Raw genomic sequence first — 20677 nt, 5'->3', positions numbered from 1 at the left:
GCAAGTCCATGCGTTCGATGGAGGATGCCGCATGCTCCAAGACCGGATCAAATCTCTGCTCGGGCACAACGAACCGGTACTTCTGGTCGTGCTCGGCTTAGCTATAGCAGTGTTCGGCTGGATCGACCCACGCTTCCTGTCGACCGGCAATTTCATCAGTATTCTGCAGCAGAGCGCCGTTATCGCCATCGTCGCCTATGCCATGACGGCCGTCATCATTTCACGCGGCATCGACATTTCGGTTGGAAGCACTCTGGCTTTCGCCGGCGTCGCCGCAGGGCTCGTCCATACCGCGACGGGCTCGGCCGCACTTACCATGATCGCAGCGATCGCAGCCGGCGCCGCGATAGGCCTTCTCAACGGCATGCTCATCGGCGCTGCGGGTATCTCGCCCTTCATCGCGACGCTGGCAACCATGGCCTTCGCCCGTGGACTGTCACTCAGCCTTTCCGGCGCATCGAGCGTTCCCATCGACGACCCGGCGGTCCTGTATGCGGGCCGCGCCATGCTTGGGCCGCTTCCCGTTTCCGTGCTCATCGCGGCGACGCTCCTTGTCGCATGGTGGTTCGTGCTGAAGCGGACCGTCTACGGCCGCTGGATCTACGCGGTCGGCGGCAATATGGAGGCGGCCCGCGCCTCGCTTGTGCCGGTCGAGCGCGTCCGCATCTCCGTCTACCTTGTCGCCGGCGCGACGGCCGGCCTTGGCGCCATTCTGACCATCGGTCGGCTTGGCTCGGCCCAGCCGCTGGCCGGCACGGGTCTGGAGTTCACAGCCATCACCGCCGCCATCATAGGCGGCACCAAGCTTTCGGGTGGTAAAGGTTCGGTCTGGGGCACCGCCGTCGGCGCCCTGCTGCTCGGAGTCATCAACACCGGCCTGTCCTTCCTCCAGGTGCCGCAGATCATCATCTATTACGTGACGGGCGCGCTCATCATAATCGCCGTTCTGGCGAGTCGGATGGACAGCCTGTCGCGGCTGCTGCGAGGCGCCGGAGGCAGGCGCCGCAAGGCTGCCAGACGGACGGCGGCGCCAGCCATCGAGGCGGCCTCACGGTCGATTGCCCTGGATGGACTCGGCAAGTCCTTTCCCGGCGTTCGAGCTCTCGACGGCGTCTCCTTCACTGTCACAGCCGGGGAAGTGGTCGCCCTGGCGGGCGAAAACGGAGCCGGAAAGTCCACACTCGTCAAATGCATCGCCGGGTTCCACAAGCCGGATGAAGGGTGCTTGCTGTTGGACGGAAAGCCAGTCCATTTCGACTCTCCGGACGACGCCAAAGGCATCAGCGTCATCCACCAGCATTTCAGTCTCGCGCCGGACCTGACGGTGGCCGAGAACATGTTCATCGGGCGCGAACCCCGCAACGCGCTCGGCTTTCTGTCGCGGCGGACCATGCAACAGCAGGCGCGCGCGACCATGGACATGCTGGACCTCGACATCGATGTCGACGCGGAAGTACGCAGCCTGACAATCGGCCGCCAGCAGATGGTGGAAATCGCCCGCGCGGTTCTTTCGGACGCCTGGTTCATGGTGATGGACGAGCCGACAAGCGCCCTGTCCAACCGCGAACGCGACCAGCTCTATGCCCTCATAGCCAAGCTGCGCGCCCGCGGAACCGGTATTCTCTACATCTCTCACAAGATGGAAGAAATATTCACCCAGTGCGACCGGGTCGTCGTCCTGCGCGACGGCCGGTTCATCGGGGAGCGCCGGATTGCCGAGACCTCCGAGGCGGAGATCGTCGCCATGATGGTCGGGCGGGAGGTCGGGGACATATTTCCCTATCTCGATGCGCCATTGGGCGAAACGGCGATCGAAATCGCGGAACTGTCCGATGGCAGGCTGCTGAAGTCCGCCTCGCTAAGCGTACGGTGCGGCGAGATCGTCGCCCTTGCCGGGCTGATGGGTAGCGGGCGCTCAGAAGTCTTGCGCCTTATCGCAGGGCTCGGCGTGCCGAAAGGCGGCACGCTCGACATCTTCGGGAAGCGCCAAACCGGCGGCAGCCTCAAGGCGGCCAACGGGGCAGGCATCGTCTATGTCCCGGAAGACCGGCACCTCGAGGGCTTCGTCGGAACCATGTCCGTTCGCGATAATCTTTCGCTGGCGTGGATACGGGTCAATAGCCGATTCGGCATCCTGTCCGGACGACGCATCGCTGCACTGACGCACGATCTGGTGGCCTCGCTGGGCGTTCGACCCGCCCAGCCGGACAAGCCCACCGTCGAACTGTCGGGCGGCAATCAGCAGAAAGTGGTGATCGGCAAATGGCTCGCCACCCGGCCTCGCGTCATTCTTCTCGACGAGCCGACGCGCGGCGTCGACGTCGGCGCCAAGTCGGACCTGCACCGCCTTATCGCCGGCCTGAAGCAGCAAGGTGCGGCTATCCTCATGGTGTCCTCCGAGTTGCCCGAGGTGCTTGGGGTCGCCGACCGCATCGTAGTCATGTGCGAGGGACGCTCGGTTGGAGAACTTGCACGTGGCGCCACCGAAGAAGACGTCATGACCCTCGCCTTCGGCGACCGTCGGCAGGGCGTCGCCACGCCCGACCGACCGGCAATTTTCGATTTGCGCACGGCAGAAGGCTGATCTGACATGGTCTCGACACGCAATCTCCGCCGACGACGGATTCTCGATTTTTCGCCCCTCATCCTGCTCGTTGCGCTTACCGCCATCTTTGCGGTGGTGGACCCGCGCGTCGTCTCCGGACCCAGCCTCATCAACATCGTGGCACAGGCGACGCCAATCGCGGTTCTGGCGCTCGGGGCACTCATCGTACTTTTGACGGGAGGCATCGACCTTGCAGCCGGTGTCGGCGTCGCTTTCTGTGCAGTGCTGATCGCCAGCCTCGTGGATGGCGGCGCGGGGCTGCCGCTGGCCATGCTCGCTGGTGCGACGGCCATGCTGGCCGTAGGCCTAGCCAACGGCATCCTGATCTCCGTCTTCCATATTCCACCCTTTGTCACGACACTTGCCGCGATGGTGATCCTGCAGGGAGCAACTCTGGCAGTCGCATCCAAGGGGGTCCTGATGCTGAGCGACCCGACCTTGCGCCTCATCGGAATCGAACGCACGTTCGGCATCCCGAATATCATCTTCCTGACTGCCGCGATCGTTACCGGAGCGGCGATCCTGATGCGTTTTACACGGTTCGGCCTGCGCACCTACGCGCTCGGCTCCGACCCCGCGGCGGCGGGCCTGGCGGGCGTTCCGATCCTGCGCCACACCGTCCTCGTCTATGTAGCGTCCGGGTTTTTCGTCTTTCTGGCCGCCGTCGTGATGATCGCGCGCGTACCGGTCGTGACCCCCAATATCGGCGGCACCTCGCTGTTGCTCGACGCCATCGCCGCCACGGTTCTTGGCGGCACAAGCGTTTTCGGCGGCAGGGGAACGGTATGGGGAACCGTCGTCGGAGCGCTGATCGTCAGCCTGCTTACCACGGCGTTGCGGGTCTTCGGGACGGATCCTTCCAGCATCGAACTCTACAAAGGAGCCATCATCATAGCCGCCCTTCTTGCCGATACGGGCATGACCTACGCCAAAGCGCGTCTGATGGAGGCAAGCCGATGAAGAACCTCTTCGCCGCCATGACATCCCCGGAAGCCGGCATCCTAGCCACCGCAGGCGTCCAGCGGCCGATCGCCGTTCTGCCCACCGGCGCGGTCGAGCAGCATGGGCCGCATCTGCCACTGGGCCTGGACATCTGGCTTGCCTGCGCGGTCGCCCGCAGTGCGGCCGAGGGACAGGCCGGCATCCGCGTCTGCGAATCCCTTCCCTATGGTTCGTCGCAGCATCATCGGGCATTTCCCGGAACGATGAGCCTGAGCCCGGCGACGTTCATCGCCGTACTGGCCGAGCTATGCTCTGGACTATGGCAGGACGGGTACCTGCCCGTCATCCTCAACGGCCATGGCGGAAACCGGGCGGCCATCCAGGTCGCCATCACGACACTCGGCGCTTCGGGCGTCGTCTCTGCGGGCTTTTCCTATTTCGACCTCATCGTCGATGTCGCCGCGCGTGTGCTGCCAGATCATGCGGGCGGCACCGGTCATGCTTGCGCACTCGAGACGGCCCTGATGATGCATGTGATGCCGGATGCGGTGCGTGCAGACCGGATTCCGGCGGGAAGCACGCCGCCGGCCTGGCCCGATCCGCACTTGTTTTCCGGAGCGGCTGTCTCCGTTTGGCGGCCCTTCGAGACGATCCGGTCGAACGGCGTCATTGGTACGCCGTCGGACGCTACGCCCGCAGCGGGCGCGGAGCTGTTCCAGGCAGCAGTTACGCGGAGCCGGGACACATTGTTGAAAATCCAGTCGCATTACGGCCAGAGGAGCCAGCCATGACGGTTCACTTCCAATCCTTTCGTGACGGGCCGCATTTGCGCGGCATGCCGATCGTCGATCAACCGTCCGAGGGGCTGCGCCTCGGGGTCAACCGCATCGGCGCCGAATGGCGACCCGGCTCGTCCGGGCGCTTCCTGCGGATCGACAGCCCATCGACCGGCGAGGAACTCGGCTACCTCGCCTTGTCGACGCGCGCGGATGTCGCGGACGCCGTCTCGGCCGCGCATGCAGCGCGGGACACCATTGCCGGCATGGGTGTGTTCCAGCGGGCAGAACTGTGCATGCGTATTGCCGATGCTATCGAGGCGCGGTGCGACGATCTCGCCCGTCTTGTATGCCTGGAGCAGGGCAAGCCCTTCCATAGCGAGGCCAAGGCGGAAGTCGCCGGGGCGGCCCTCGGTTTCCGCAATGCAGCCGAGCAGATGAAATGGCTGGAAACGGCGGTATTTCCGGTTGCAGATGCCGGCAAACGCGCCTTCAGCTTTCTGCAACCCAAGGGCGTGCTTGCAATCATCACGCCGTGGAATTTCCCGCTGGCGCTGCCTTGCCTCTATTATCTCGGCCCCGCCGTCGCCACAGGCAACGCCGTGGTCTGGGTTCCTGCGCCGACGACATCCCTGATTGCCGTGGCCCTCATGGAGTGCCTTATCGAGGCCGGCTTGCCAGACGGCGTCATCAACCTTGTACTCGGCGATGGCGCCGAGGTGGGCGACGAGGCGGTGGTCCACCCCGGCACCCACGCCATCGGCTTTACGGGCAGTTCCGCAACGGGAGCGATCATTGCCCGACGTGGCGCAGGAAAGCCCCTGCTGCTCGAGATGGGCGGCAACGGTCCCACGATCGTCCTCGCCGATGCCGACGTGGACCGGGCCGCAGCGCTGGTAGGGGCCGGCTGCTTTGCCAATGCCGGCCAGATCTGCACCGCAACGGAGCGCATCCTGGTGCATAGCTCGGTCCATGACCGCTTCGTCGAGGGACTCCTCCGCGTCGCCGAGACGGTCCGCATGGGTGACCCATTCGACCCCGCGACCACGATGGGCCCGGTCAACAATGCCATGGCGCTCGACAAGATGATGGAGCACATGGAAGACGCCATTGCCCGCGAGGCGCGGATCGTCCGGGGTGGTGGTATCGCACCCGGTATGGCGACGAACCTCTACATAGAGCCGACAATCGTCACTGGCCTTACCCGCGACAGCCTTCTCAATCGGGAAGAAACGTTCGGACCGGTTGCGCCCGTCTTGTCTTTCGACACGGACGCCGAAGCGCTGGACCTCGCCGCATCGAGCCCCTACGGCCTCAGCGCGGCCGTATTCACCCAATCGATCGACAACGCTTTCTTCTACACCGAACGGCTGCGCGTCGGAATCGTGAACGTCAATGAAAAGAGCTGCTACTGGGAGCCGCACATTCCGGCAGGCGGCGCCGCCGGCACCAATAGCGGGCTTGGCCGAACCGGTGGTCGCCATACGCTGATGGAGATGTGCGACCTCAAGACAATGACCATCACCCTAGCTGCTCGCTGAGCAGCCGGATCTCTGGCCGCATCTCACGCTGCCACCATGAAAGGAAATACGACATGACCATCATCAGGCACGGTATCGGCGAAGGTCGCGGATCGGGCGGGCGTACCCTGCCCTTCGCGAAAGCGGTCGAGGCCGGCGGCTGGTTGCATGTTTCGGGTCAGACGCCGATGCGTGATGGAGAAATCGTCGGTAACGGCATCGTCGAGCAGGCCAGGATCGCGATCGACAACATGCTCGCCATCGTCCGCGACGCCGGCTACGACGTTTCCGATGTCGTCCGCGTCGGCGTATGGCTCGACGATCCTCGCGATTTCTGGAGCTTCAACCGGGTGTTCGAAGGTTACTTCGCCGACAATCCGCCGGCCCGTTGCTGCGTGGAATCGCGCATGGTGGTGGACTGCAAGGTCGAGGTCGACTGCATCGCCTACAAGGCCCCCTGACCGACGCTTGACGTCGAATGGCCCCGGCCGGGCGGCCGGGGTTCCTGCCCCGCGTCTCCCTCCATGTCCTTCAGGTGCGTGCCATGAGCGCTTCCAGCTCCCCCAATGTGGATTACCTCATCGTCGGCGGCGGTTCGGCCGGCTGTGTCCTGGCCGCGCGTCTATCCGAAGACCCTGCCTTGCGGGTCTTGCTTCTGGAAGCGGGTTTCGATGCCGCGCGCCCGGAAGACTATCCCGAGCTTGCCAGCCCCTATCCAGGCATTGCCTACTCCAACCCGCGCTATACCTGGCCGGGGCTGAGCGCCCGGCTGCCCTATTCGGGGTCCAACCGGCCTGACGGCAAGGCGACACGCTACGAACAGGCCCGCCTTCTCGGCGGCGGCTCGGCCATCAACGGCATCGGAGCCAATCGCGGCTCGCCCGACGATTACGACGAGTGGGAGCGGATGGGCGTGACCGGATGGTCGTGGGACAGCTGCCTGCCATATTTCCGTAAGCTGGAACGCGATCTCGATTTCGATGGCGCCTTACACGGTCGGGACGGCCCATTCCCCATCCGCCGACGGGGGGACGTGCTGTGGACGCCATTCACGCGCGCCATGCTGGCCATCTGCGCGCAACGGGGCATCCCCTTTCTGCCGGACCAGAACGGCGACTGGGAAGACGGCATCTTCGAGATGGCGGTCAACATGGACGAGAAGGCGCGCCGCGTCAGTACGGCCTGGGCCTATCTGACCCCGGAGGTTCGACGGCGACGCAACCTGGAAATCCGGACCGACACGACCGTGTCACGTGTCCTGATCGCCGATGGCCGTGCCACCGGCGTCGAAATACGGCGGCAGGACGGATGGGAGAGGCTGGAGGCGGCCAATATCGTCCTGTCTGCCGGCGCATTGGCGACGCCGGCCCTTCTGATGCGCTCCGGCGTCGGCCCCGCCAGCCATCTGGCGGATTGCGGCATCACGGTGCAGAAAGATCTGCCGGGAGTGGGGCAGAATCTGATGGAGCACCCGTCGTCGGGACTGGTGCCGTGGCTGAAGCCGGCGGCCCGGCAGCGCGGGCCGCTCGATTATCACATCCCGATCGGCTACCGGTTCTCGTCCGGCGTCGAGGGATGCCCCGCGGGCGACATGCACATGAATTTCGTAACCCGCGCGGCCTGGCATCCGATCGGCGGGCAGCTCGGATCGCTGTTCTTCTGGGTGAACAAGTCCTATTCGCGCGGGCAACTGCTTCTCGATCCGGCCGCGCCGGACGGCCCGCCAAGGATAGATTTTCGGATGCTGTCGGATCGGCGCGATCTCGTGCGTCTCGCCGACGCATTCGAGAGGGCCGTGGGACTGGCGACCGACCCGGGCCTCGCTGCGGTCGTGGATAGTATCCACGCGGGCGGCATGTCGGAAATGGGCAAGCGCTTTTCCCGGCGCACCCGCTTCGGTGCGCTGATCACGGGTGCGGCTGCCATAGGGCTGGATGGCATAGGCAGCAGGCTGCGCGACAAGGCGTTTCCGCTGATGCTCTCGAACTTCGATGATCCACGGCGCCTCGCCGGCGACCGTGAAGCCCTGGAGAATTACATCGCCGAGACGGTCGGCGGTGTCTGGCATCCTTCCGGCACATGCCGTATGGGAGGTACCGGAGACCGTTTGGCCGTCACCGATCCTGGCGGAGAGGTCCGCGGACTCACCGGGCTGTACATTTGCGACGCATCTCTGATGCCCACCATTCCCTGCGCCAATACCAACCTGCCGACGATCATGATCGCCGAGAAGATCGCCGACGGGCTTCGGCGGGCTTGAGCGGCACCGGGGGTCAACCCGAGCCGCGCTCCATCAAAGTGACGGGGAAAAGCACGGTGCGTTGCAGTGGCTCGTTACCGGCCAGCCGCGTCACCAACGCCTCGCCCGCCACGCGTCCGATGCCCGCCGCATCGACCGAAACCGTCGTAATACCCGGTGGAACCTCGGCCAGGACGTCGCTGTCGCCAAATCCGACGATGGCGAGATCCTCCGGCACGCGCAGGCCCCGCTCCCGCGCCGCCAGCATCGCGCCAAAGGCAATCAGGTCGTTGGCGCAAAACAGGGCGCGGATGGCCGGATGCCGATCCACGATCTCGTTGAGCGCCGCGCGCCCGTCGGCGATGGAATGAACGTTGGCAACCGTGACCGCCCCATGCATCCTAAGTCCGGAGGCCGCGCAGAAGCTTTCGAATGCGTTCCGGCGGATCGTGCCGCGACCGCTGTTGCGGCCGATGAAGCCAACATCGCCGTAGCCCTGTCCTGCCATGTGCCGTACCGCCAGGGCGACGCCGTCGGTATTCGAGAAGCCGACCAGCATGTCGATGGGATCGGCGGCATAGGCCCAGCTTTCGACGATTGGGATATCCAGCTGTCGCAAGAAACTGCGGTTCGCCTCCAGTTCCATGACGCCTGTTATGAAGGCGGCTGCGGGTCGCATGTCCATGACGGCAGGTATGAGCGAGCTTTCACGCGCATAAGAGTAGGATGTCCGTCCCATGACGACCTGGTAGCCGGCCGCCTCAAGCACCTTGGTGCAGGCTTCCGCCGCCATGGTGTATTGCTGGCTGGCGATGCTGGACAGGAATAGCGCCACGAGATTGGATCGGCCGCTCTTCAGGGCACGCGCGTGCGGGTTTGAGGCGTATCCTGTCCGCGCCACCGCATCGAGGATCCGTTCGCGGCGTGGCTTGGACACCATCTCGGGGCTGCGGAGCGCGCGGGAAACGGTGATGGGGGACACGCCGGCAAGCCGCGCGACTTCCTCGATCCGGACTTTTGGCCCCGGTGTCCCTCCCCCAGCGTCGGCATCCGCCGTGCCGACGACGCGTTCGACAGGGTCCTGCGTGGCATTGACCACGCCCTCAGGCCATTCCGACGTTCCGTTCGTCATGCTCTGTATCATACGGCACCGCCACCTGAACCAGGCAATCCCCCGATTGCGACATCGCATGGAGACGCTGCGACAGGACGACTCCGGCAACGCCGAAGGTCAACACCTGTTCGGCCTCCTCGGGCCTGTTGAAATCATGGTAGTATCCGGCTACTTGGCCCCTTTCGACCGTATCGCCGGGAAGTTGCGCCGGCTCGAACCAGCCGGGGCGCGTGGCATAGATGGCCTGCGCATGGCTGGTCAACCGTAAAAGTCGGGTCTTAGCGCGCAGGACCGTCTTTGACAGGACCGGCTCCGCGACCACGCCCGTCGCTAGAAGCAGGTTGTCGATTGCCGAACGGGTAGCAGCCATCGTTTCCGGCGTCACGGTGCCGCCGCCGCCGAATTCACCGCTGAGGCCGATGGCGCCTGCCCGCGCCGCCGCCGCCATGGAGGTCGGCGCATCCGCGCCGTTCTCGGCGATGAAGCCATAAGGCATTCCGAGCGACAGCATCAGTTGCAGCATGCGGCGGTAATGGGCCTCGTCTCCCTGTCGCTCGATCAGCGATGTCGGCAGGTGTGCCATGCTGGTACCGCCCGAATGCAGATCCAGCACGACATCATGGGCCGGCATCAGCACATGCTCCAGAAAATGCGCCAGCCGCCCGGTCGGCGTACCTGCGGGGTCCCCCGGAAAGGCCCGGTTGAGATTGCCGTCGTCGAGCGGCGAGCGGCGGCGTCCGGCAAGAACAGCCGGTGCATTCAGCATCGGCAGGATGGTGATCTCCCCTTGAATCGACGCCGTATCCAGTTGGCGCGCAAGCTGGAACAGGGCGATGTTGCCTTCGTATTCGTCGCCATGATTGCCTGCCATCAGCAGAAGGCGCGGACCACTGCCCCGCCGCAGCCGAATGATGGGTATCTTGATCTGATAGTAGGGCGAGCGGTCTACCGACCACGGAATGCTGAGCCAAGATTGATGGCGACCTTCGGCGAGAAGATCGACGTCACTGAAGATGCCGGTATGCAACGGATTGGTCCTCGTGGGCCGGGCGGGACGCCGGCGATCGGTTGTCCCCCTGATGGCGGCGAAGCGCCGGGGCCCGGCCCCGGCGCACGCCCCTAGAGGGCGGGAAGCGACTCCTGCGGTTCCTTGAACCACTTTTCCTGCAAGGCCGGCAGGCGCCCGTTGAGCTTGTTGGCGAAGACGAAGGTGTTCACCCATTGCAACAGATTGTGCTCGCCCATCGGCACGCCGACATGGGCGGGCGACTGGCGGATGGTGAACTTGAGGCCGATGTCGGCATCCGGATGGTCGTTCTGGGCATTGACGACGATCGCGCTGTTCTCCGCAAACATTTGGGCCTGGCCAGCCAGATAGGCCGCGATCGTGGACGGTACGTCCTCGAACCGCGCAAGGCTGGCGCCCTGTGCGTTGTCGGTCAGCCACAGGTCCAGGGTCGTTCCGCGCGCAACCGCGATCTGGCGGCCGTCGAGACCCGAGACATCGTCCATCGGCTCGATGCTGGCCGGGCCGTAGACGCCTAGTTGAACGGCGGCGTAGGGCTGCGAGAACATCACCTGCTGGGCGCGCTCGGACGTGGCACCGATCGCCGAGATGAGAAGATCCACCTGACCCGCCAAGAGGCTTGGAATGCGGTTCGTTCCCGTCAACTGCACGAGTTCGAGATCGACGCCGAGTTCTTCGGCCAGAAGCCCGGCCACCTCGACATCCAGTCCCGTCGGCGTGCCCGGCGCATCGTTGAAGCCCCAAGGTGGAACGTCCAGCAGGACACCGACCCGTACCGTTCCGGCATTCAGGATATCCTGCAGCTTGTCGGCCCGTGCGTCCACGGGCGACGACAGGATGGCGAAACTGGCCGCAGCGGCCAGGAATGCAGTGATGACACGCATTGTCATACCTTTCGGTAGGGTTACATCAATGCCGGGTCGAGCCGATAAAGGCCTTGAGCTCGGCTGTGCGAGGGTTGGCGAAAATCTGTTCGGGCGGACCCTCTTCCCAGATTTCGCCCTGGTGCATGAAGACGATCTTGCTCGCGACATTGCGGGCAAACCCCATTTCATGCGTCACGAGGATCATGGTCATTCCCTGTCGGGCCATGTCCTCCATGACCTTCAGCACCTCGCCGACCAGTTCCGGGTCGAGGGCCGACGTCACTTCGTCGAAAAGCATCAGGTGCGGGGCCATCGCCAGACACCGCGCGATGGCGACACGCTGCTGCTGGCCGCCCGACAACTGCTCGGGATATGAGTCGATCTTGTCTTCCAGGCCGACCTTGCGAAGGCACTCGAGCGCTAGGTCGCGAGCCGACCTTCGACTGACGCGCCCCGTCAGCGTGGGCGCCAGCGTGACGTTGCGCTCGACCTTGAGATGCGGAAACAGGTTGAATGCCTGGAAAACGATGCCGACGCGCTGGCGCATTTCCTTGAGGCCCTTCATGCCGGCCGAAACGGCCTGGCCCTCGACTGTGATATCTCCACCGTCGACATCCTCGAGGGCGTTTATGCAGCGCAGAAGCGTCGATTTGCCCGACCCGGAGCGACCGATCAGCGTAACGATCTCACCTTCTTGTACGGTCAGGTTGATGTTCTTCAGTACTTCGAGCTTGCCGAAGGACTTTCGGACATTGCGGATTTCAACGAGCGCCATTGAGGCGGGCCTCCAGGTTGCGTGACAGCAGCGTCAGGGGGAAGCAGATGGCGAAGTAGATCGCCGCGACGACGGAATAGACGAGCAAAGGCTGGAAGGTGGCTGCGCTTGCCAGCTGGCCCGCCCTGGTCAGTTCGATGAAGCCGACCACTGCCGCCAGCGAAGTTCCCTTGATGAGCTGCACGAGAAATCCCACCGTGGCCGGAAGGGCCACCTTCATCGCCTGGGGCGCGATGACATGGCGAAATTGCTGCCAGCGGCTGATGCCCAGCGAGGCGGCAGCCTCCCATTGGGTCTGCTTGACCGCCTCGATACCGCCGCGCCAGATCTCTCCGAGGAAGACGGCGGTATAGATGGTGAAGGCAATGGTGACTGCCGCGAGCGCCGGTATCTGGACGCCGAGAAAGACGGGCAGTCCGAAATAGAAGAACATCAGCAGCGCGAGCAGCGGCACGCCCTGCACCACCTGCAGGAACAGGGCCGTCAGCCAGCGGGGTACGGCGGCCCGCGCGGTGCGTAGGAGCGCGAACAGAAGGGCGAGCGGGCTGCCGAAGGCCAGTGCCAGGAGCACCAGCAGCACAGTGTACTGAAGCGCGGTCGTTAGGGCGATCACATCGATCGTGGAGAAGCTGCGCATGGTGAGACTCCGTCAGCGGCGCGTGGGCCAGCGGAAGGCGAGCCTTCCCAATGCGGCAAAAAAGACGCGGAACACCGACACCGTGACGATGTAGATTGCCGCGACCACGGCGTAGACCTCGAAGCTGCGGAATGTTCGGCTGTCGATCACGCCCGCCGTGTGGAACAATTCCTCGGTCGATATCTGCGATGCGATGGATGTTCCGAGCAGCAGCAGCACGAATTGGCTCGTGAGAGAGGGGTAGATGTTGCGCAACGCCGGGGCGGCGACCACATGCAGAAACACCTGCGGCGCACTGAGGCCGAGGCAGTGGCCGGCCTCTACCTGTGCCTTCGGGACCGAATCGAGACCGGATCGGATGATCTCGGCCGCATAGGCCCCGAAATAGAGGCTAAGGGCGATCGACGCCGCCTCGAACGGCGGCAGCCGGACGCCCATGCCCGGAAAAACGAAGAAGACGATGAAGATCTGAATGATCGGCGGCGTGTTCCGAATGATCTCGATATAGCCGCGGATCAGGAAACAAAGCGGCGCTGGCGCACGCCTCAGTGCCAGAGCGCAGGCAAGGCCGAGCAACAGGCCGAAGACCGCGGCGATCACGGTCAATTGCAAGGTCGTGATCAACCCTTCCAGCAGCGCATCCTCATAGCGCCAGAGCGGGCGGAAATTGAGGTTTCCCATTGCGATCATCCGAAGAAGGTTGGCAGGACCCGGCGAACCGCCCCGGCATCGTCCAGCACGAAGATGTGAGACCAGCGATCGAGAGCGGTGCAGGGATGCGACAGTCCGAAGGCAAGGATGTCTCCCACCGCGACATCACTGCCGGGGGATAGCGCCACGAAAGCATGCTGGTCGTTAAGGCGTACGAGCCGCGAGTTCTGTGGCAGCGACAGGGATCGGCCACCGCGATAGAGGCCGACGGGAAGCGGCAAACCTTGGTCGAACGAGATATCGCGCATTCCCAGTCCGCAGATCGCCAGGTCCGCCTCCGGCCTTGACAGAACTTCGGCGAAGACGCGCAACGACGGCGTGAAAGAGGCTGAAGCCGATGCCCCTGGGCTGAATCCGCCTCTCTCGTCCATTGCCGCCAAAGCGCGCGCGTAAATTCCATGATCATGGAAGAAGATAGCGCCGCTACGCAGCAGCAGCGTGCAAGCACCATCGGCTGCGCAGACCGGGCCGAGAACGGCGATAACACGGTCGAAGAACGCGGACCCCCCGGCGCTCAGCACCAACTGCTGTCCCGGATTACGAGCGCGGACGTCGCCGAGGACCTCCCCGGCCAGACGACAAAGATCGTCGACCCGCAGAAGCGTTTCCGCCGCGTCGGCCGTGACGGCAGCACCTTCATAGGTGGCGACGCCACCGAGCGCGAGCCCTTTGGAGTCGGCCACCGCGTCGATGACGGTGCGAGCGGCATCGCGACTGCGCGCGCCGGCGCGGCCGGTTCCGACCTCGATAAGACACGCAAGTGTTCGCTCCGCTGCGAGCGCGGCCGCAGCTGCAGCGCAGACGGCCGCCGGGCTGTCGACAAAGACCGAGATTTCGCAATCTGGATAGCGCCGAAGAAGCTCTCCGAGCCGCCGGCCGGCCGCTTCCCCTCCAATCTCATTGGCCAGAAGTAGCTTCCGAAAGCCCGCCGCCAGCATGACGGCGGCCTGACGTCCATCCGCCACCGTCAAGCCATCCGCACCGGCCGCGACCAGCTTGGCGGCAAGTGCGGGGCTCATCGGCGTCTTGGCATGTGGCGCGATCCTCGCGCCTACCCCACGCACATAGTTCATCATCGCGGTGGTGTTGGCATCGAAGGCGCCGGCATCAAGTGTCAGGATCGGCAATCCCGTCTCGCCATGGGCGGGTCTCAGCCCCAACGCGCAAAAGCCGTCGACAGAAATGTCCGGCAGGTCCAGCGGAACGCCTCGGGTCTGCGGATCAAGTCGGGTTGGAGAATGGCTCTTCGACATTGCGGCATCTCGGACAAAGGCATGGCTGGAGAGCAGGCGGAACAAGCCTGGAGACGCCGTTCCATCCCCGCGCCCAAACGACGACGTTGGATTTTGACAACGTTATCATTTTTGTGACGACTCGCAATGCCCTGTTTGTTCAAAGATGTATTTGCGAGGTCGAGAGGGACTTGCGTCCCTTACCGGCGGCTTTTTCGCCGCCCATAGTCCGCCGCGCCAACCAGTCCACCGTCAGCGCCGAGTTCCGCTGCGCGCAGGTCGGGGCGAAGACGCGCCGGCGCATCCTCGAGAAAGGTTTCCAGACTTGCGCGAAACCTTGGCAGCAGGCCGATGCCGCCCCCGAGAACCACCGTTTCGGGATCGAGCAGAAGTTGCAGATCGACGAGCGCCGTGGCCATTGCCCGCGTGGCATCGTCGATGATTCTAAGCGCCCATTCATCACCGACATCGGCGGCGGCGAACACGAGCCGGCTGTCAGCCTCTCTGCCTGAAGCAAAGGCTGCCGATGCGACTGCAAACCCGGAGGCACGATCTTCGAGGCGTGAACCGGCCGGCACGCCCCGCCATTGACCCAGGCTACCAGCAAATCCCCCTGCACCATGCCGCAAGCGACCATCCAGAACGACGCCTCCGCCGACACCCGAAGAAGCCGTGACGAACGCCATGTCCCGACCGCGTCCGGCGCCCCAGGCATATTCGCCCCACGCCGACGCCTGGGCATCGTTCAACGTGGCAACGGGCAAGCCAAGACGACTTTCCAGTTCTGCGCGCAATGGCGTTTGCCGTGGTATGTCGAGGGTCTCTGGATTCAGTGCCGACCATAAGCCGTTTTCGACAATCCCCGTGACGGCGCAGCCGGCATGATCGTAGCGGCCACGCCAGGCGTCAGCGAGGCCTGCGACGCCATCGAACCACTCCGCGGTGCCCACATTCGGTGGGGTCCGCACCTCCACGCGGTCCAGCAGGTCGCCGCCACGCACCAGCGCCGCCGCCGTTTTCGTACCACCGATATCGAAGGCGAGCCCGACGGATTCTTGCGATCCAGCGTCGGCGATCGCCGATGCGAACCAGTTTGTCGCATGTTCGAGGCGCGTCAGGGCCGAACCGACGCAGACCGCGCTCGCGCCGGCCTGGATCGCCCGTGCCGCAGCATGTGTGTCGTTATAGCGCCCCTCCGCGACCACCAACCCTCCAAGACGCCGACAATCGGCTACCAGACCCAAGTCCGGGCCTTCGGGGATAGGCCCGCTCGTATAGCCGGACAAGGTCGTGCCGATGATGTCGAAGCCCAGCGCCCGCGCGTTTTCGGCCTCGGCCACACATGACAGGTCGGCCATCGCGAAACGCCCTGCGCGCCGAATTTCCGAAAGAAGCTCCGCAATTGGAACCGGGCGTCGACGAGCGGTCGCATCGACGGCGATGATGTGCGCGCCGGCCTCGGCGAGATGATGCACGTCTTCTGCAAAAGGCGTGATACGGATCGGAAATTCGTCGAGATCACGCTTGACGATTCCAACGACCGGAAGCCCGCACGCCGCCACGACGGCGGCCACATTGGCAGTACCTTCGATGCGCAGGGCACGGGCGCCACCGGCCTGCGCCGCCTGCGCCATCGCAACAATGGACCTCGTGTCGTCCAAGGGGCTGCCGGGTACTGGCTGGCATGAAACGATCAGCCCCCCTTGGATCGATTCCAGAACCTTCAATTTTTACGTTCCTTCATGAAGCGCCAATCGGAGCCGAGCTTGGACAACATCGCGAGCTATCGCAAACTCGATGTTGAGCTTAGTGGCTTACCGGGCGGTGCGACCGAGCGGGCGACTCCAAAACAAAACGTATGTCTTTATGTAGAATACATCCGAACTTTATGTAACCGCTACTCAGCTCTTGACCCCGGCTAAACAACACTGATGACCCCGCCAAGGCATGAAGCCCTTCCAGAGGTCAGTTTGATATGTTCGCCGAGGTCGGCTCGACGGCACGAGCTGTTATAAGTGCTATATCGACGGCACGAGAGCATAGGCCAGTTACGATCCCTAATTGATGCATTATCCGCCGAGGTCGAAGCGCGATGGGCGAACCTGCAAGATGGTCGACGATCTCTCACAGAACGTGAAGCGTAGGCTATAGCACGAACCGCGTACGACAGATGGCTCGCGCGGCCTCTGGAAGAGCCCAGTGAGCAATTCGCATGGACGCCCCGACAGCATCGCTATCTCTGGCGTCAATCACGGCCAGACCGCGAGCAGCCTGACGGGAACCTTATCGGTCGACAACCACCTTGTCTGCGCCATGGCCAGCCATGTCAGTTGATCGCAGTCACCGGCCGGGCCCGCAAGGCGCTACCTTTGTTGAATGGCTCATCGCCTTGATCTGGTCGATGAACGCCATCCACCGCAGCCGTGGACCCGTCGTCAATGGCGGGGGGTCCTGCCTCAACCTGTTTGCCGATCATGCCCCGCCTCAGGTTGGCAACAGGCGACTTGACCGGCAGAGCCGCAGATGCCGCGAGCGGCATCACCATCGAGGCCCTCGCCGGCGGCCTGGAGCGGTTGGCGCAATCCGATTAGAGCGAATGTCGGCCTTCGGACGCAAATTAATATCCGACCAATCATAGGAGTTGCATTGGCAACAACTCTTTACGATAGTCGGAGCGATTTGGAGGACAGAATGACCGGCAAGGCAAGACGCAGCGCTCTGTATGTTCCCGCTTCTAACGAACGCGCGATAACTAAAATCGGATCTCTGGCATGCGACATCGTCATTCTGGACCTTGAGGATGCTGTAGCGCCCGATCGTAAGTCGTTTGCCCGGACAAACGCTGTCGCCGCATACAGGTCGATTTCGGAAAGGGGCGGCGAAGCGCACATTCGGATTAACGCCATAGACAGCGCGGAGTTCGAACAGGACGTGCTGGCCCTTCGTCAGACGACCGCACCGGTGGTCGTACCGAAGGTTAACGGCGCTGACGACCTTCGTACTGTCGCCCGACACCTGCCTGATCGTCCGATCTGGGCAATGATCGAGACATGCTTCGGCGTGCAGAACATCGGCAATATTGCCGGCGAATCCAGAAACCTGCCTCTCGCAGGCCTCATTATCGGGGCCAACGACCTCGCAAAGGAAATGTGTTGCCGGCTCGATCGTTCACGACGCCCGATCTGGTCCGCCCTCAGCATGGCCGTCATAGCAGCCCGAGCCAACGGCCTGAATATCCTCGATGCCGTCTTCAACCGCATCGATGATCGGGAAGGCTTCGAGGCGGAATGCGCAGAAGGCGTCGAATTCGGCTTCGACGGCAAGACGTTGATCCACCCCACGCAGATTGAACCCTGCAACCGCATCTTCTCTCCCGATGCCGACGATATCGCCTGGGCCGAGCGGGTGGTGTCTGCATTTTCCAGTCCCGAGAATGCCTCGGTCAACGCATTGAACATCGACGGACGGATGGTCGAAAGGCTCCATCTCGCCGCGGCCACGCGGATCCTTTCCCGCCGATAACGGGAAACCGGAATACGCCTTGTTCACCTGTCTCATTAGTAGTAGCAATAGCAACAACTGATCAGCGGGAGGTAGATATGATTATTCGCCGAATGGTCCTGAGGCGGCTGGACCTTCCCCTGACGCGGCCATACCGGCTGGCCTACCGAACATTCGAGACCTTCGAGCCATTCATGGTGGAGATCGAGGATAAAGACGGCCGCCGTTCGGTCTCCGACGCTCATGTGTCGCCGGGCTCCAGCGCTGAAAGCCGCGACGGCGCCTGGCGCTTTTTGCAGGACCGGGCGAAAGCGGCGATCGGCCGGCCTGCCCAGGAAGCGAAAGCCGAGATCCTCGACCGTTTCGAGACAAGCAAGGTGGCAACCACCGCTTTGGTCACGGCCATCGAGATTCTGGAAGACAACCCTCATCTCCAAATCGACGACGACGTGGCGCTTCCTCTCCTTGCACCCGTCAACGCGTTGGATGCCGCTGGTATCGAGCAGGAGATGGAGAGCGGGATCGCCCGCGGCTTCGCCACCTTCAAGGTCAAGGTCGGCAAGGATGTCGCCGCCGATCTGCTTCGTGTCGAGATGATCCGCAAGGCCGTCGCCGGGCGTGCAACGCTGCGCTTGGATGCCAACCGTGCCTATAACCGGGAGGATGCGGTGGCCTTCGCCTCGGGACTGGATCCGGAAGGCATCGAACTCTTCGAGCAACCCTGCGATGCCGATGACTGGGAGGCCAACACGGCGGTTGCCGAGGCATCTCCGGTTCCTCTTATGCTGGATGAGCCGATCTGTACGCTCGCCGACATCCGACGTGCCGGCGACATCCGGAACGTTGGCTTCTGCAAGCTCAAGCTCAAACGCTTTGGCGGGGTCGACCGTTTGATTGCCGGACTGCGGGCGGTGCGGGAGAACGGCATGGAACCGGTCCTGGGCGATGGCCTCGGCAGCGAGTTGCACAACTGGCTGGAAGCCTGCGCGGCTCGCGGCGAGATCACCAATGCCGGCGAGTTCAACGGTTTCCTGAAACCGAAGGAACGCCTTCTCCGAAATCCGATGCCATTCGAAGCCGGCGAAATTCGCTTGCCACCGGGATACCGGCCCGAACTCGACGAACAAAAGATCGAGCAGGCAACGCTCGAGAAAGCCGTTTTTCAAGCCTGATACTGGAGGAAACGCAATGGCCCATGAAGCCTTGATGGCAGAACTCGATCAAAGACGCGACAAGGCGCAAGCGATGGGTGGCGAGGCCAAGCTTGCCAAACGGCGGGAGCGCGGACAACTCAATGCGATGGAACGCCTCGACGCGCTTGTCGATGAGAACACGTTCTTCGAAATGGGTTTGCTTGGTGCGTCGGCCGTCTACGAGACAGATATCGCAAGCACCCCGCGCGACGGCAAGCTGACGGGATTTGCCAGGATAAACGGTCGCGATGTCGGGGTGGTGGTGAACGATTTCACCACCAAGGGCGCTTCGACCAGCACGACCAATTCCAAGAAGATGGGATATATCCGCAAGACATGTGTCGAACGCGGCATGCCCTTCGTGCATATCGGGGAATCGACCGGTGCGCGCCTGCCCGATGCCATGGGCTCCAAGGGCATGGGCCAGTTGCTCGGCAACGATACGACGCAGTTCAAGCGCATGCGGGAAACGCCTTGGGCTGCGGCCGCGCTCGACACGTCGTTCGGCTCTTCTGCATGGATGTGCTGTTGCTCCGACTTCACCGTCATGCGCAAGGGGTCGATCATGTCGGTTTCCAGCCCGCGTCTGGTATCGATGGCCATCGGCGAAAAGGTCGACCTTGAGGAACTTGGCGGCTGGCGCCTCCACGCGGAACAGACGGGCCTCATCGACCAGTTCGTCGACACGGACGAAGAGGCCATGGCGGCCATTCGAAGCTTTCTATCGTACATGCCGTCGCACAATGGCGAACTACCGCCGGACAGCGCCGTTGCGGAAGGCTCCGGCGAGGACCAGGACAGCATTCTGGATCTCATTCCGGAAAAGCGGACACAGGTCTACGATATGAAGAAGATCATCCGGGTGATCTTCGACCGCGGAAGCTACTTCGAGATGAAGCCGCGTTTCGGAAAGTCGGCAACGGTTGGGCTTGCCCGTCTCGACGGCAAGGTCGTGGGGATCATCGCGAACAATCCCCAGGTCGGCGGCGGTGCTCTTTCAGCTGAAGCCTGCCGGAAGATCATCGAATTTACGGTGCTGTGCGACAGTTTCAACATCCCGATTATCCGCCTTATGGATACGCCAGGCTTCGTCGTCGGCACCGATGCGGAGCGCCGCGGAGCGCCCGGCCACATCATGAATTTCATGAATGCGACCTGCATGACGACGGTACCGCAGGTCACCGTTATCTGCCGGAAGGCTTATGGCCGCGCCTATGTCGCTATGGGAGGCGGCGCCCATAATGACGCGATGATCGCCTGGCCGATGGCCGAGGTTTCCTTCATGGATCCGGTCTTCGCGACGTCCATCGTCCATAACAAGACCAAGGATGATGAGGGCTTCGAGGAAGCACTCGCCCATATCCAGAAGAACCTGGAGATCTGGGACATGGCGCGGATCTTCTCTGCCCATGACGTTATCAAACCGCAGGAGACGCGATCCTATCTCGTCCGCATGCTGGATATCCAGCGCCGCAGGCGCTCGAACGGCATCGGACAACACCTGATGCGCACCTGGCCCACGAGCTACTGAGAGGTATT

17 protein-coding genes are annotated in these 20677 nt (G+C 63.3%); 9 read left to right on the top strand and 8 right to left on the bottom strand.

All coding sequences use genetic code 11. The annotated features are described in order from the left end of the window. Window positions 1-31: 31 nt before the first annotated feature. From IGS74_RS03090 to IGS74_RS03065, 6 genes are all read left to right on the top strand, one after another. Window positions 32-2584: an ATP-binding cassette domain-containing protein gene (locus tag IGS74_RS03090; RefSeq protein WP_192389259.1), complete on the top strand. Its 2553-nt coding sequence runs from the start codon at window positions 32-34 to the stop codon at window positions 2582-2584. Window positions 2585-2590: 6 nt separating this feature from the next. Next, entirely contained in the window at window positions 2591-3565 is a 975-nt protein-coding gene (locus IGS74_RS03085) for an ABC transporter permease (RefSeq protein ID WP_192389257.1), read from the top strand. Then, complete coding sequence (locus IGS74_RS03080) at window positions 3562-4338, top strand: creatininase family protein (RefSeq protein WP_192389256.1); 777 nt, start codon at window positions 3562-3564, stop codon at window positions 4336-4338. The genes IGS74_RS03085 and IGS74_RS03080 overlap by 4 nt, the downstream gene beginning before the upstream one ends. Next, complete coding sequence (locus IGS74_RS03075) at window positions 4335-5864, top strand: aldehyde dehydrogenase family protein (protein ID WP_192389255.1); 1530 nt, start codon at window positions 4335-4337, stop codon at window positions 5862-5864. Before IGS74_RS03080 ends, IGS74_RS03075 begins: the two co-directional genes overlap by 4 nt. 53 nt (window positions 5865-5917) lie before the next feature. Further along, entirely contained in the window at window positions 5918-6304 is a 387-nt protein-coding gene (locus tag IGS74_RS03070) for a RidA family protein (protein WP_192389254.1), read from the top strand. A gap of 83 nt (window positions 6305-6387) precedes the next feature. Then, window positions 6388-8103, top strand: coding sequence for a GMC family oxidoreductase N-terminal domain-containing protein (locus IGS74_RS03065; protein WP_192389253.1), 1716 nt, complete (start codon window positions 6388-6390; stop codon window positions 8101-8103). Window positions 8104-8116: 13 nt separating this feature from the next. On the opposite strand, the gene IGS74_RS03060 is transcribed toward IGS74_RS03065, so the two are convergent. From IGS74_RS03060 to IGS74_RS03025, 8 genes are all read right to left on the bottom strand, one after another. Next, the gene (locus IGS74_RS03060) at window positions 8117-9214 is read right to left on the bottom strand and encodes a LacI family DNA-binding transcriptional regulator (protein ID WP_192389252.1); all 1098 of its coding nucleotides are present in this window, start codon (window positions 9212-9214) and stop codon (window positions 8117-8119) included. Continuing rightward, window positions 9186-10223 carry a succinylglutamate desuccinylase/aspartoacylase family protein gene (locus IGS74_RS03055; protein WP_192389251.1) on the bottom strand — a complete coding sequence of 346 codons (1038 nt, stop codon included), beginning with the start codon at window positions 10221-10223 and terminating at the stop codon, window positions 9186-9188. The genes IGS74_RS03060 and IGS74_RS03055 overlap by 29 nt, the downstream gene beginning before the upstream one ends. A gap of 92 nt (window positions 10224-10315) precedes the next feature. Next, on the bottom strand, window positions 10316-11107 hold the full coding sequence (locus IGS74_RS03050; protein WP_192389249.1) for a transporter substrate-binding domain-containing protein: 792 nt from the start codon (window positions 11105-11107) through the stop codon (window positions 10316-10318). A 25-nt stretch (window positions 11108-11132) separates the two neighbouring features. After that, window positions 11133-11864, bottom strand: a complete 732-nt coding sequence (locus IGS74_RS03045; RefSeq protein WP_192389247.1) for an amino acid ABC transporter ATP-binding protein — start codon at window positions 11862-11864, stop codon at window positions 11133-11135. Beyond that, window positions 11851-12501 carry an amino acid ABC transporter permease gene (locus IGS74_RS03040; RefSeq protein ID WP_192389245.1) on the bottom strand — a complete coding sequence of 217 codons (651 nt, stop codon included), beginning with the start codon at window positions 12499-12501 and terminating at the stop codon, window positions 11851-11853. The genes IGS74_RS03045 and IGS74_RS03040 overlap by 14 nt, the downstream gene beginning before the upstream one ends. Window positions 12502-12513: 12 nt before the next feature. Further along, complete coding sequence (locus IGS74_RS03035) at window positions 12514-13182, bottom strand: amino acid ABC transporter permease (protein WP_192389243.1); 669 nt, start codon at window positions 13180-13182, stop codon at window positions 12514-12516. A 5-nt stretch (window positions 13183-13187) separates the two neighbouring features. Beyond that, a complete protein-coding gene (locus IGS74_RS03030; protein WP_246722859.1) occupies window positions 13188-14339 on the bottom strand; it encodes an alanine racemase in 1152 nt (383 codons plus the stop codon). Between the two features lie 305 nt (window positions 14340-14644). Continuing rightward, window positions 14645-16171, bottom strand: coding sequence for a putative N-acetylmannosamine-6-phosphate 2-epimerase (locus IGS74_RS03025; RefSeq protein ID WP_246722856.1), 1527 nt, complete (start codon window positions 16169-16171; stop codon window positions 14645-14647). Between the two features lie 964 nt (window positions 16172-17135). On the opposite strand from IGS74_RS03025, the gene IGS74_RS03020 reads away from it, so the two are divergent. The 3 genes from IGS74_RS03020 to IGS74_RS03010 all read left to right on the top strand — a co-directional run bounded on the left by IGS74_RS03020 (window position 17136) and on the right by IGS74_RS03010 (window position 20669). Next, window positions 17136-17966, top strand: a complete 831-nt coding sequence (locus IGS74_RS03020) for a CoA ester lyase (RefSeq protein ID WP_192389239.1) — start codon at window positions 17136-17138, stop codon at window positions 17964-17966. Window positions 17967-18043: 77 nt separating this feature from the next. Beyond that, window positions 18044-19117: an enolase C-terminal domain-like protein gene (locus IGS74_RS03015; RefSeq protein WP_192389237.1), complete on the top strand. Its 1074-nt coding sequence runs from the start codon at window positions 18044-18046 to the stop codon at window positions 19115-19117. Window positions 19118-19133: 16 nt separating this feature from the next. Further along, a complete protein-coding gene (locus IGS74_RS03010; protein ID WP_192389235.1) occupies window positions 19134-20669 on the top strand; it encodes a carboxyl transferase domain-containing protein in 1536 nt (511 codons plus the stop codon). The last annotated feature ends 8 nt before the right edge of the window (window positions 20670-20677 follow it).

Origin of the sequence: Aureimonas sp. OT7, from assembly GCF_014844055.1 — a bacterium.
Lineage (GTDB): Bacteria > Pseudomonadota > Alphaproteobacteria > Rhizobiales > Rhizobiaceae > Aureimonas > Aureimonas altamirensis_A.
The sequence above is the reverse complement of the archived record's forward strand: the minus strand, read 5'-3'. Positions and strand labels throughout refer to the sequence as shown.